This is a genomic window from Agarivorans sp. QJM3NY_25 (assembly GCF_050870875.2).
Taxonomy (GTDB): domain Bacteria; phylum Pseudomonadota; class Gammaproteobacteria; order Enterobacterales; family Celerinatantimonadaceae; genus Agarivorans.
In genome coordinates this window covers 4,058,585-4,071,680 of record NZ_CP194041.2, presented here as the reverse complement: position 1 = coordinate 4,071,680, position 13,096 = coordinate 4,058,585, and the positions used below count along the sequence as shown (strand labels likewise).

Below are 13,096 nucleotides of genomic sequence, written 5' to 3'. Positions count from 1 at the left end.
GTGAGTTTAACTCGAGTTGCTTGTGAACTGCTTAGCGATGATTTGGCTGAGTCCATCGTGCTGCAGCTCAGGGCTGAAGTCTAGATAAAGCGATGTGATTATCGCGCTATTTAACACAATAACAGGGAGCGTGAACGTGCGGTTAATGATGCTGGTGGTAGCCATTTTTATAAGTTCAGTGAGTTTTGCCAATTCGAGTTGGTCGGACATTGAGCAGCAGGCCAAAGGACAAACCGTTTACTTCAATGCCTGGGCGGGGGCCGATAACATTAATGCTTATATTCGCTGGGCTGGTGAGCAAGTGAAACAGCGTTATCAGATTAACTTGGTGCATGTGAAAGTTAACGACACCGCCAATGTGGTAAGTCGAATTTTAGCTGAAAAAAGCAGTGGCCGAGTTGATGGTGGCAGTGTTGATTTAGTCTGGGTGAATGGTGAGAACTTTCGCAGCTTAAAACAGGCGCAACTGTTGTATGGGCCTTTTAGTCAACGCTTACCCAATCTGGCGTTAACCGATCAAAGTAGTCCAGCACTTAAATTTGATTTTACCCTACCAGTTGAGGGTTATGAGTCCCCATGGGGCGGTGCCCAACTTACCTTTTACTACGACGCTGAGCGGCTTAATCAGGCACCCGATTCTGCACCAACTTTATTAAGCTATTTACAGGTGCATCCTGGTTTATTCAGTTATCCCGCACCACCTAGCTTTTATGGGACGACCTTCATTAAGCAAATACTGTTAGAAACAATTGAGGATCCTCAGCGGCTTTATCATCCGGTTGATAAGCAAACATTTAGTGCGCTCACCGCCCCGCTTTGGGCCTATTTAGACCAATTACACCCTTTATTGTGGCGGGGGGGGCAGAGCTTTCCGAGCGGTAGTGGTCAAATGCAACAATTATTGAATGATGGTGAATTAACCATTGCTTTTAGTTTTAATCCTAATGATGCTGCCGCAGCAGTTAAACAAGGATTGCTGCCGAATACAGTAGAAAGTTATGTTCATAAAAATGGAACTTTGGGAAATACTCACTTTTTGGCGATTCCTTTCAATAGTGATGCGTCCGCTGCGGCGATGGTGGTGGCGAATTTCTTATTGTCACCAGAGGCGCAAGCGCGTAAAGCCGATTTGGCTTATTGGGGAGATCCTAGCGTATTGTCTTTGAATAAATTGACCAAGCCGCAGCGCGCGTTGTTTGCCAAGGCTCAATCAAGCCCGGCCAGTTTAAGTTCTGCCGATCGAGCTAAAGTACTTGCAGAGCCGCATGCAAGCTGGGTTGCGTTATTAGAAGCAGAGTGGTTACGTCGTTATTCTAGATGAGAAGTGGATGGGGTAAGTTTAGCGCGATATTTCCTATATTGACGGGGGGACTATTGTTAGTGCCCTTGTTATTTGGTTTTATCGAGACGGTGTTGCCAGCTTTCGATTATTTTCCGATTGCTGGAAAAAACCAAGCGAATCTTTCTCAGTGGCAGGCACTATTTTCTCAGCCTTCTCTATGGGCTTCGATTGGTTTGTCGTTACTGACAGGTTGGGTGGCAAGTCTGTTGTCGCTGTTTACCGCATTATGGTTGGCGATGCACTGTTATGGGAGTTCTTGGTGGCGTTTTTTGGAGCGCAGTCTAGCGCCATTTTTAGCCATTCCTCATGCGGCTTTAGCCATTGCGCTATTATTCTTATTGGCACCCAGCGGTTGGTTGATGCGCCTTGTTTCCCCTTGGTTGACTGGCTTTGCTTATCCACCGATGTGGCAAAGCACTCAAGATAGCTGGGGAATCAGCTTAATTTTGGCTCTGTGGGCGAAAGAGTTACCTTTTTTACTGTTTGTGTTAATGGCGAGTTGCTCGCAAATTGCGGTGCAACGTAGTCTCGCCTTAGGCCAAAGTTATGGTTATTCGACCGCTCAGCTATGGCGAAGCATATTAATCCCCCAACTGCTGCCTCGCTTGAGGTTAGCGTTTTTTACGGTGCTCGCATTTTCTTTAACCGTGGTTGATGTAGCACAAATCATTGGACCGAGTAGACCGACTACTTTTGCGATGCAGATATGGCAATGGCTTAGCGATAGCGATATTGAACGGCGATTGATGGGAACCTCCGGAGCCTTATTGTTACTCGGCTTGGTTATTTTAAGTTTGGCCTTAGCGTTAGTATTGGAGAAATTATATCTCCGGTGTAATTTGCGCTTGAGCATGCAAGGACGCCGCAGAGCGGCTTCGAATGTGAAACCTGCTCGGGCCTTATTGCTATTTCTGGTGCTGCTATTACTGAGTTGCTTGCTGTTGTTAAGTATTTGGTCCTTTACTTGGCGCTGGCGCTTCCCTGACAGCCTGCCTGCACAATGGAGCGCACACTACTGGCTGCAAGCGGGGAGCTATTTATCTCAGCCGTTGCTGAATAGTCTGATCATCGCGTTGAGTTCGGCTAGCATCAGTTTGTTGTTAGTGGTGGGTTGCTTAGAATATCAAATGCGACAGCTCAAGTATTCTAAGTGGTGGTCGGTGCTCATGTATTTGCCACTGCTATTACCGCAAGTGGTATTCTTATTTGGGGTTCAGGTGCAGTTGTTCAAATACCGTTTAGACGGCACGATGCTTGCGGTAGTATGGGCGCATTTACTATTTGTTTTACCTTACGTTTATTTAACTTTGGCTGATAATTATCGTCGCTTTGATATTCGCTTTATGCAAGCAGCAGTGAGCTTGTCGCATAGTTATTGGCGTAGTTTTTGGCGGGTTAAATTGGCGATGCTGAGTAAGCCTTTAGGCCTTGCCTTTGCCATTGGTTTTGCAGTGAGCATCGCGCAGTATCTACCCACCTTATTTGTTGGAGGAGGACGGGTGCCAACTCTCACGACCGAAGCGGTAGCGCTGGCTTCTGGAGGCGACCGGAGGGTGACGGCAGTGATGGTCATTTGGCAGAGCTTATTACCTTTATTAGTTTATGTTGCGGTGATTTCTTGGCCTAAATGGCGTTATCGTCACTATCGAGGAATGCAGAACTGATGTTGTTAATCGATGATTTTAATTTGTATTTGGCGAAACAGGTGCTGTTAAGTGGTTTTCACTTAAGGGTGGAGCGGGGAGAAATTGTCACCCTCATGGGCCCTAGCGGCTGTGGTAAATCGAGCTTGTTGGCGGCTATAGCAGGCACGCTGGATGGTAATTTTACTTGTAGTGGAACTATTCAGTTGGCCAATCGGGAGATTAGTAAGCTCCCGCAAGCACAGCGCCGAGTTGGAATGCTATTTCAAGATGACCTCCTGTTTCCGCATTTTAATGTGGCGCAGAATCTGCAATTTGCTTTAGCTCAACGGGAGCAAGCTTCGGCGTCATCTATCATTGCGCAGGCGCTGGCTGATGCTGGCATGGCGGGTTATCAGCAGCGAGATGTTGCAAGTCTCTCTGGAGGGCAACGCGCACGGATCAGCGTGTTAAGAAGTTTACTGGCACAGCCGCAACTATTATTACTTGATGAGCCCTTTAGTAAATTAGATACGCCACTTCGCCAGCAGTTTCGTCAGTTTGTGAAAGATAAAATAGAAGCGCTAAATATTCCCGCGATTGTGGTGACTCATGATGTAGAAGATTGCTTGCAAGCGTCGGCACTCCAAATTTTTTGAGCTTGGTTCACGGCTTGTTAGGCTTAAGCTGTTGCTATTTCAGATTATTTGCTAAGCTCAATTTAGCTGGGGTTAAGCTTGTGGAGAGTGTCTGGCATGTCCTGGTTTCATCAATAACAATAATGAGGAACATAATGAATAAATTGATATTTTCAATGGCGCTGATACTCTCATTTGTCGTATCAACAGCCAATGCCGCCCCAGCTAAGGCCATGATTTGTGCGGCTTGTCATGGCGCGGATGGTAAAGCTGTTATTCCGGGGTATCCTAATTTGGCGGGGCAAAACGAGCAGTATCTGATCTCTTCGGTAAACGCCTATAAGGCGAAACAGCGTAATGGAGGGCAAGCTGCGATTATGCAAGCCCAAGCAGCTTTGCTAAATGATGCAGAGATCGCTGAATTAGCAGCCTATTTTTCAAAAATGTAAGTCCCCCCTTGCGTCTCAAAGCCAGCCTTACGCTGGCTTTGTTGTTTCTTCACTTCCGATAAATGTTACTTGGTGTGATGCTGATATTGGCGCATAATAGTCGGCTGTAATAAACAACCACATTGATAGATTATGGCAGCCAGCGAGCTCTCTCGTAGATTTAAGAATACAGATAAAAAGCCGAAAGATGCACAACTTGACCAACTAAAAGCCCCTCCCCATTCGATTGAAGCAGAGCAGGCGGTGTTGGGGGGGTTAATGCTAGACAATAATGCTTGGGATAATGTGGCCGAGCAGGTGGTTGAGCAGGACTTTTATCAACGCGCCCATCAGCATATTTTTGCCGCGATGACTCGTTTGGCCGAAGCTGGCCAGCCCATCGATTTAGTGACCGTTTCTGAAGAGCTGGAACGTCAAGAGCATTTAGAGGATATTGGTGGATTTGCCTATTTAGGTGAAATTGCCAAGAATACGCCTAGTGCGGCTAACATTCGCGCCTATGCTGAAATTGTACGAGAACGGGCGGTGACCCGCGAGTTGATTGCGGTTGCCAACGAAATTGCCGATAGTTGCTACGAACCACAGGGCCGTAAGAGTAGTGACTTATTAGATTTTGCAGAAAGTAAAGTATTCAAAATTGCTGAATCGCGCGCCAATGCCAATGAAGGTCCCGTTGAAGTTAAAAGTTTGCTTGCAGATACTATCGATAGAATTGAAGAGTTATACAAAGCGCCCAATGATGGGGTGACAGGGGTCTCTACTGGTTTTGCCGATTTGGATAAAAAAACCAGTGGCTTACAAGGCTCTGATTTGATTATTGTGGCCGCCCGTCCGTCCATGGGTAAAACTACTTTCGCGATGAACTTGTGTGAATATGCCGCGATGACCCAAGATAAGCCTGTGTTGATTTTTAGCTTAGAGATGCCCTCAGAACAAATTATGATGCGGATGTTGGCCTCATTGGGCCGGATCGATCAAACTAAAATCAGAACCGGTAGTTTAGACGATGATGATTGGGCTCGCTTGTCTTCGACAATGGGCTTAATGGCCGAAAAGTCGAAAATGTATGTGGATGACTCATCGGGTTTAACCCCGACTGAAGTCCGTTCTCGCGCTCGTCGGGTTGCCCGGGAGTCTGGTGGTTTGAGCATGATCATGATCGATTACCTACAATTGATGCAGGTGCCTGGCTTAAGTGAAAATAGGACTCTGGAAATTGCAGAGATTTCTCGCTCACTCAAGTCTCTCGCTAAAGAACTGAATGTGCCAGTGGTGGCCTTATCGCAGCTCAACCGTGGTTTGGAGCAGCGTGCCGATAAGCGTCCGATCAACTCCGACCTACGTGAATCGGGTTCTATCGAGCAGGATGCGGACTTAATTATGTTTATCTATCGTGATGAGGTCTACCACGAAGACTCGGCAAATAAAGGCATGGCCGAAATTATTATCGGTAAACAACGGAATGGCCCAATTGGCCGAGTTCCTCTTACTTTCCAGGGACATTTTTCGCGCTTTGATAATTGGGCTGGGGAATTTTTTGATGATGAATAGGCTGTTATGAATATAGTAAAGGCCTTCGTGTCGCTCTCAGCGCTACAACATAACTTTTCGGTCTTAAAGCAGCGCGCGCCACACAGTAAAATTTTAGCGGTGATTAAAGCGAATGCTTATGGTCATGGCATGCTCGAGATCGCTCAAGCTTTACGCGATTTGACTGATGGCTTTGCTGTGGCTCGAGCAGAAGAAGCTTTGACTTTACGTGCTGCGGGGATCGAGTCTAAAATTTTAGCCCTAGAGGGTTTTTTCGACGAAAAACAAGCGCAAGAGTTTGCTGAACAGAATATTTCTTGTGTTATTCATAGTGAACAACAACTGGCTGTACTCGAGCAGATTAGCTTGCCGCAAGCACTCGATTGTTGGTTAAAATTGGACACCGGAATGCATCGTTTAGGTTTTTTGCCTCAACAGTTTAAGCAACTGTTGCCGCGGATCCTAGCCTGCCCGAATATTTTGCCCGATTATAAATTAATCAGCCACTTAGCCTGTGCTGATGACTTAGAGCATCCTTTAACTCGCAGACAAATTCATAGTTTTAGCGAATTGTCTTCAGGGTTAGATTGTGAACGTTCTATCGCTCATTCGGCGGGAATTTTGTTATGGCCACAAACCCATGCTGACTGGAACCGTCCTGGCATTGCGCTGTATGGTATTTCACCACAAGTTGATACCCAGGGGGCTGATTTTAACTTACAAGCTGTAATGACCTTGCAATCTCAATTGATCGCTGTACGTGAACAGCCGAAAGGTGAAAGTGTTGGTTATGGTGCGAATTGGTATGCCGAGCAGAACACTCAGTTGGGGGTTGTGGCTATGGGCTATGGGGATGGTTATCCACGTTGTGCGCCAAATGGCACGCCTGTGTGGGTAAATGGTCGTGTGGTTCCTGTGGTTGGTCGGGTATCGATGGACATGTTATGTGTTGATTTGGGGCCTGAAGCCTGCGATCAAGTCGGTGATAAAGTGGTGTTATGGGGAGCGGAACTACCGGTAGAAACTGTTGCGGCAGCCGTGGGTTCCAGTGCATATGAATTAGTGACCAAACTGAGCTCTCGAGTTCAACTCAGTTATGTTAGATAGTATTTACAAGTCATGTTTTTTAGACTATTAGTTGAATGCTGCTCTATTGAGCTTTTATTTAAAAAAATAGTCCAATCGAATTAATTTATTAGATAAATTCGTTTATTTTAGTAAATTAGTGCATTATTTGTAGCGAATATTAGTAACGTATTTAACAAGGAATAATGAAATGAGTGTTTTAGTTGGTCGTCCTGCTCCAGATTTTACTGCTGCTGCCGTGTTAGGTAATGGTGAGATCGTTGATAGCTTTACTTTAAGTGAGCATATCAAAGGCAAAGCTGCAGTTGTATTCTTCTACCCACTAGATTTTACTTTTGTTTGTCCTTCTGAACTTATTGCTTTCGATCATCGTTTTAAAGACTTCCAAGCAAAAGGTGTTGAAGTGATCGGTGTTTCTATCGATTCTCAATTTTCTCATAACGCTTGGCGTAACACTGCAATCGAAGATGGTGGTATTGGTGCGGTTCAATATCCATTGATTGCCGATGTGAAACACGAGATCTGTAAAGCCTATGACGTGGAACATCCTGAAGCGGGTGTCGCTTTCCGTGGTTCTTTCTTAATTGATACCGCGGGTGTAGTTCGTCACCAAGTAGTGAATGATTTACCGCTTGGCCGTAATATCGATGAAATGCTACGTATGGTTGATGCACTAAACTTCCATGAAGAGCATGGTGAAGTTTGTCCTGCACAATGGGAACAGGGTAAAGAGGCAATGGATGCGAGCCCAGAGGGTGTTGCTAAGTATTTGTCAGCGAACGCCGAAGGTTTGTAAATCTAAAATTTATTCGAGAACAAAAAGCCCACTCTTTAGTGGGCTTTTTTTATTCGCTTAGGCTGGTTTACTAAGTGTTTTCAAAGCATATCTCGATGGTGGCTGAGCCATAAACAGAAGTGAATGGGATTAGTACTTTAGGGCCTTCAGTTTTATGGGTAATGGTATGGGAGGGACCGGATACAACGACAGGGGTCGCCATATTAAAATCGTAACCTTTATCGGCTAACAAGCGTTTCGCGCCACCGGTGACCATATTGGTAATTTCGCCAACCATATCGGTCACTTCTTCGTTGATAGAATCCGGAGCTTCGCCTAACATGCGGCGCATGATCTCAATCGCAAGATCTTTCTCGAAACTAATCGATAACGAACCTTTGGTTTGTTGGCCTACCATGCCGATGAGTCCCGAGACATCACCACGTGCAATCTCATCCTTCTTCAACCCGGGTTTTCCGGGTTTTAGCTCCAACTGAGCCATCGTTTCTAGGACATTAAGAAGAGAACTGAGAAAAGGATTTACAAAATTTACGTCCATAAGGGCTAATGCGCTCCTGTTACTGGTGGTCTTAGTTTGCTGATAAAGAGCATCGCTAAGCCACGAATCAATATTTGAGTAGTTTTAATAAGAATCGCATGAGATCAGAAGCGCTGCAACTTTAACTCAAAACTTTACGAGTCTTCTCACCATTATAGATGAAAACTAGCTATTTTTAGTGAAAAATCAAGCGAATTAAGTTGGCTATAGGGTGAGAAAAAGTTTGTTTGAGAGATGTTTATGATCAGTGAAACGATGCGTAACAGAGTCAAACATTACCAAGTTAGTTCAGAGGGGGGTATAATCGTCCGCTTGTTGTCAGTAGGGGGCTCCAAACCTGACCGCCTACTTTTAGATGCTAGGGAATAACTTAGTGTCGTTGTTTTAATTATTTTTTAATATGTTGAGCCCATGACCCAAGTTTACTTATACCCCGCACATCGCTTTTCTGTTGCCCCGATGCTCGATTGGACTGATAGGCATTGTCGTTATTTTTATCGTTTGATGAGTCAGCATAGCTTGTTGTATACCGAAATGGTGACCACGGGCGCGATTTTACATGGGAAAGGTGACTATTTAGGTTTTTCTGAGCAGGAGCATCCGCTTGCATTGCAATTAGGCGGCTCTAATCCTCGAGATCTGCTGGAGTGTGCTAAACAAGCGGAGCAGTTGGGCTACGATGAAGTCAATTTGAATGTTGGCTGTCCTTCGGATCGGGTGCAAAATGGCCGTTTTGGCGCCTGTTTAATGGCTGAACCCAGCTTGGTTGCAGAGTGTGTGAATGCCATGCAACAACACATTAGGATACCAGTGACAGTTAAGACTCGGATCGGTATTGATGAGCAAGATAGCTATTCATTTTTAACCGATTTTATTGAACCTGTCGCAGCAGCAGGTTGTAGTACTTTTATTATTCATGCTCGTAAGGCTTGGCTGTCGGGTTTAAGCCCTAAGCAAAACCGAGATGTGCCTCCCTTGGATTATACCCGGGCCTATCAAGTGAAACGAGATTATCCGCAGTTAACGATAAGTGTGAATGGCGGCATTAATAGTTTAGAGCAAGCTGAGCAACATCTCGAACAACTCGATGGGGTGATGCTCGGTCGAGAGGTCTATCAGAATCCCTATTTATTGGCGGTTGTGGATCAACGGATTTTTGGCGATCAGCGGCAACAGCCTTCGCGTCATCAAGTGGTTCAGTTAATGTATCCGTATATTGAACAGCATCTTTCTAACGGCGGTCGTTTACAGCATATTTCTCGGCATATGCTGGGTTTGTTTCAAGGTTGTGTCGGCGCGCGATCCTGGCGACGCCACCTGAGTGAGAATGCCCATAAAGCAGGCGCAGGCATTGAAGTCATGCAAGCTGCATTAGCAAGGGTTCCTGAGTCGCTCGCGACTTAAGTTTGTTGCTTTACCGCCCCTTTGGCTCGAAATCTCTCAGCGCTTGATCATTGTTTGGCATAAGCCTTGCTATCACTATCCTCGAAGAGTCAGGTTTTTGGCAGGAGAGTGCAACAATGGAATTTCTCAGTCGTTTAATTGCGCGTTGGGGCATATTAGACATTTTAATGGCGTGGCTAGTGGTGACAAGCGCTTTATTATTGTTGATCCCGAGTTATTGGTTACCCGAAATGGGTTTTAATGCTCAGCTAAGTTTGGTATTTACTATAAGTTGTGTGGTGGGGTTGGCTTATTTTATCAGCCGTAGCTTACTATTAATCGCGACGGCTGTGGGGCGACATTTAAATGAGCGCCGCGAACACACCCGTTTAGCTGCGATGATTGCTTGTTTAGACCATTCAGAGCGAGCGGTGTTACGTGAGTTTGTGATTACCCGACGGAGTGTCCTTCATCTGCCTTTGGCGGAGCCTGCGGTGAAAAACTTACTCGAAAATGGAGTGTTGAAAGCGATGGAGCTGCAACACATTCAAGAGCAACGGACAAACGTTGATATGATGATCAATCTTGCTGCCCGCCCGATGCTTAGTTACAAGGCTTTGGGTTTACCGGTGGGAAAACTCAACGAGGAACAAATAGAGCATTTAAAGGCTATCCGTCCTCGTTTTTTGCAAGCTGATTATAAGGCCAATCGAACTCACTCGGGTAAGCTATTTCGGATCCGTGCTGACAATAGCGATGGCAGAACGGCTGCTTAACTTTGGCTTATTTAGTCCGATCTTTTAGATAGCCAGCATAATCGGGAACATCAACAGTAAACTCTTGGTTAAAATGACGGCTGGAGAGAATGAAGTCAGCCGTTGCCTGATTGGTTGCCATGGGGATGTTCCAAACGGCAGCTAGGCGAAGTAGGGCTTTCACATCAGGATCATGAGGCACTGCGTCGAGAGGGTCCCAAAAAAAGATCATTAGGTCGATCTTTCCTTCTGCGATCATCGCTCCTAATTGTTGGTCGCCACCCATTGGGCCACTGAGTAAAGCGGTGACTTCAAAGCCTTGTTGACAAAGAAGAGTCCCGGTGGTGCCAGTGCCAAATAATTGGTGTTTTTTCAGTTCGTCCTGATGAATTTTGGCCCAATTCATTAAGGCGCCTTTTTTGTGGTCGTGTGCCACTAAGGCTATCCGTTTACTGACTTGCATGGTGCGGGTTGTTGTGTCCATATTCCCTCTTAACTACCAATAAATAAATTGCGATTATGCGAGCTATGGTACTGTTTGTGCTGATTATTAGCTAGCGGCAGAAATAAGTTCGTCGCTAGGATGTGAAGCGACAAACCTTGTAAGGTTTATTGATTAGATCGTGAATATTACACAAGGCCCAGATTTAGTCGGATGGCCGATAAGATAAAGCTGTGCTGTCATTATTTCATTGGTCATTGTTTATTTGTTACAAGGGCTTAGAATGAAGGTCTTTAGCTGGGTTGCTGTGCCGCCGTTGATTAATGTATTTATTGAGTGGCTTTACTGAGGAAGGTGCAATGATTTACATATTTGGCTACGGTAGTTTAATTGACGCCGATTGTCGGCAACGAACTTTTCCAGGGGAACAGGCTTATGCCGCCCGTTTACATGGTTATCAGCGCTATTGGAGCGGTTTGAAAGGCGGTAATGATCGTTCTGCAGTGGTGATTAGTCCTGAGCCGCAAGCAACGGTGAATGGGGTATTGATCCCATTTGATGAAAAGTTTTTGCCCGAATTAGATGAGCGAGAACGAGATTATGAGCGAGTTTGCTTAAACTTACAGCAGTTGGAGCTATTACATCCCTTACCGCAGGCTGCTGTGAAAATTTATACTTATGTGGCTCATGAATATTGGCACCCTCAAGCGAATAGCCCTATTTTACAATCTTATCTCGATGTTTGTTTACGTGGTTGCTTGGAAGTCAGTGAGCAATATGCTCGGGAATTTTTGCTCTCTACAAATTACTGGGTGAGTCATTGGTTGGATGACCGGCATCAACCTATTTATCCTCGAGCCATGAATATCGATGCTTTAGCCTTGGAACAAATTGATTCTATTTTGCTGGACATGGAGCACTTAAGTGGGTTTCATCCTTTGGATCAGAACTCATAAAAAAAGGCGCCTGAGGCGCCTTTTTGGATAGCAATCAAGCGAGTGATTATAATACGTGAACAGAAGACGTATTGGTGGTGCCTGATGGTACGAGTGCACCTGAAACCATAACCACGATGTCGCCTTTATTGGCTAACCCTGATTCAATCGCAAGTTCTTTACCAAGCATGTAGAACGCATCAGTATTATCGATGCTTTCTACAACGTGAGGAATCACACCTTTAGATAAACAAAGCTGAGCAGCAGTTTTTGCGTTAGTGGTAATCGCTAAAATATTTGCTTGTGGGAAGTATTTACGAACTGACTTCGCTGACTTACCACCTTCAGTAGCAACCACGATAAGTGGTGCCGCTAATTTTTCAGAAGCTTCTACTGCACCCTTACATACCGCTTCAGTGATGCGCAATTTACCGCTATCACGTGCAGGATCTAGGTTAGAAGGCATCACGGCATCGGTACGTTCACAGATAGTAGCCATGATAGTGACTGCTTCTACAGGGTACTTACCTTTAGCTGACTCACCCGATAGCATAACCGCATCGGTACCGTCTAAGATTGCGTTGGCTACGTCGCCAGCTTCTGCGCGGGTTGGACGTGGGTTTTTAATCATTGAGTCAAGCATTTGAGTGGCTGTAATCACTAGCTTACGAGCACGATTACATTTCTCAATCATCATTTTCTGAGCGAAGATAACTTCTTCTACAGGAATTTCTACGCCTAGGTCACCACGAGCAACCATGATACCGTCAGATACTTCTAAGATTTCATCGAAGTTATCAACACCTTCTTGGTTTTCGATCTTAGAAATAATTTGAATGGTTTCGCCGCCATTTTCTTTAAGCAGTTGGCGAATTTCTAGAACGTCTTCTTTCTTGCGGATGAACGATGCAGCGATGAAATCAACACCTTGCTCACAACCAAAGATTAAGTCGCCTTTATCTTTTGCTGATAGAGCTGGTAGTTGTACGATTACACCAGGTAAGTTAACACCTTTGTTCTCGCCCAAATCACCGTTGTTAAGAACAGTACACTTCACTTCGTCATCAGAAACGGCAATAACTTCCATTTCGATAAGACCATCGTCAACTAAGATAATGTTGCCAACTTTTAAGTCTGCAGCAAGACCTGGGTAGGTAACGGCTACGCGAGTTTTATCACCAATAATAGTTTGGTCGGTCGTGAACGTGAATTCTTGACCGGCGACTAAGCTTACGTCGTTGCCGCCAGCTAGTTTAATCGTTCTGATTTCAGGGCCTTTGGTATCTAATAAAACAGCGGCAGATTTGCCGGTGTTCTTGATAACTTCACGTAGATTGTTGATTCGAGTACCGTGCTCGGCAAAATCGCCGTGAGAGAAGTTAAGGCGCATAACGTTCATGCCAGACTCAACTAATTGAGTTAGCATTTCTACTGACTCAGTTTTTGGGCCAATGGTACAAACTATTTTTGTTTTCTTCATTGAAGTGACTCTCCGTTAAGGATGCTGTTAAAAAATTCTGCGCATATTATACAAGATTGATAACAAAAGAATATGTAGAAAAATAACTACAAATCAGAAC

At 45.1% G+C, this 13,096-nt stretch carries 13 protein-coding genes; 10 read left to right on the top strand and 3 right to left on the bottom strand.

What is annotated here, in order from left to right; all coding sequences use genetic code 11:
• Positions 1-145: 145 nt before the first annotated feature.
• From ACRRSW_RS18510 to ACRRSW_RS18480, 7 genes are all read left to right on the top strand, one after another.
• Positions 146-1,321, top strand: coding sequence for an ABC transporter substrate-binding protein (locus tag ACRRSW_RS18510; RefSeq protein WP_432461081.1), 1,176 nt, complete (start codon positions 146-148; stop codon positions 1,319-1,321).
• Entirely contained in the window at positions 1,318-3,006 is a 1,689-nt protein-coding gene (locus ACRRSW_RS18505; protein ID WP_432460110.1) for an ABC transporter permease, read from the top strand. The genes ACRRSW_RS18510 and ACRRSW_RS18505 overlap by 4 nt, the downstream gene beginning before the upstream one ends.
• On the top strand, positions 3,006-3,623 hold the full coding sequence (locus tag ACRRSW_RS18500; protein WP_432460109.1) for an ATP-binding cassette domain-containing protein: 618 nt from the start codon (positions 3,006-3,008) through the stop codon (positions 3,621-3,623). The genes ACRRSW_RS18505 and ACRRSW_RS18500 overlap by 1 nt, the downstream gene beginning before the upstream one ends.
• A 134-nt stretch (positions 3,624-3,757) precedes the next feature.
• The gene (locus ACRRSW_RS18495; protein ID WP_432460108.1) at positions 3,758-4,051 is read left to right on the top strand and encodes a c-type cytochrome; all 294 of its coding nucleotides are present in this window, start codon (positions 3,758-3,760) and stop codon (positions 4,049-4,051) included.
• Between the two features lie 132 nt (positions 4,052-4,183).
• On the top strand, positions 4,184-5,602 hold the full coding sequence (dnaB, locus tag ACRRSW_RS18490) for a replicative DNA helicase (protein WP_432460107.1): 1,419 nt from the start codon (positions 4,184-4,186) through the stop codon (positions 5,600-5,602).
• Positions 5,603-5,608: 6 nt separating this feature from the next.
• Positions 5,609-6,688 (top strand): alanine racemase, encoded by a 1,080-nt coding sequence (alr, locus tag ACRRSW_RS18485; RefSeq protein WP_432460106.1) that lies wholly within the window; start codon positions 5,609-5,611, stop codon positions 6,686-6,688.
• Positions 6,689-6,857: 169 nt separating this feature from the next.
• The gene (locus ACRRSW_RS18480) at positions 6,858-7,463 is read left to right on the top strand and encodes a peroxiredoxin C (protein WP_432456088.1); all 606 of its coding nucleotides are present in this window, start codon (positions 6,858-6,860) and stop codon (positions 7,461-7,463) included.
• A 70-nt stretch (positions 7,464-7,533) separates the two neighbouring features.
• Here the strand turns inward: ACRRSW_RS18480 and ACRRSW_RS18475 are convergent, their stop codons facing one another.
• The gene (locus tag ACRRSW_RS18475) at positions 7,534-8,001 is read right to left on the bottom strand and encodes a chemotaxis protein CheX (RefSeq protein ID WP_432456089.1); all 468 of its coding nucleotides are present in this window, start codon (positions 7,999-8,001) and stop codon (positions 7,534-7,536) included.
• Between the two features lie 411 nt (positions 8,002-8,412).
• On the opposite strand from ACRRSW_RS18475, the gene dusA reads away from it, so the two are divergent.
• Both dusA and ACRRSW_RS18465 read left to right on the top strand, forming a co-directional pair.
• On the top strand, positions 8,413-9,405 hold the full coding sequence (gene dusA / locus ACRRSW_RS18470; protein ID WP_432460105.1) for a tRNA dihydrouridine(20/20a) synthase DusA: 993 nt from the start codon (positions 8,413-8,415) through the stop codon (positions 9,403-9,405).
• A gap of 116 nt (positions 9,406-9,521) precedes the next feature.
• Positions 9,522-10,160, top strand: a complete 639-nt coding sequence (locus tag ACRRSW_RS18465; RefSeq protein WP_432451771.1) for a super-infection exclusion protein B — start codon at positions 9,522-9,524, stop codon at positions 10,158-10,160.
• Positions 10,161-10,167: 7 nt separating this feature from the next.
• On the opposite strand, the gene ACRRSW_RS18460 is transcribed toward ACRRSW_RS18465, so the two are convergent.
• The gene (locus ACRRSW_RS18460; RefSeq protein WP_432451772.1) at positions 10,168-10,623 is read right to left on the bottom strand and encodes a methylglyoxal synthase; all 456 of its coding nucleotides are present in this window, start codon (positions 10,621-10,623) and stop codon (positions 10,168-10,170) included.
• Between the two features lie 317 nt (positions 10,624-10,940).
• Here ACRRSW_RS18460 and ACRRSW_RS18455 point away from each other — a divergent pair, with 317 nt between their 5' ends.
• Positions 10,941-11,537 carry a gamma-glutamylcyclotransferase family protein gene (locus ACRRSW_RS18455; RefSeq protein ID WP_432451773.1) on the top strand — a complete coding sequence of 199 codons (597 nt, stop codon included), beginning with the start codon at positions 10,941-10,943 and terminating at the stop codon, positions 11,535-11,537.
• Positions 11,538-11,583: 46 nt separating this feature from the next.
• Here the strand turns inward: ACRRSW_RS18455 and pykF are convergent, their stop codons facing one another.
• Entirely contained in the window at positions 11,584-12,996 is a 1,413-nt protein-coding gene (gene pykF / locus ACRRSW_RS18450) for a pyruvate kinase PykF (RefSeq protein ID WP_432451774.1), read from the bottom strand.
• Positions 12,997-13,096: the final 100 nt, after the last annotated feature.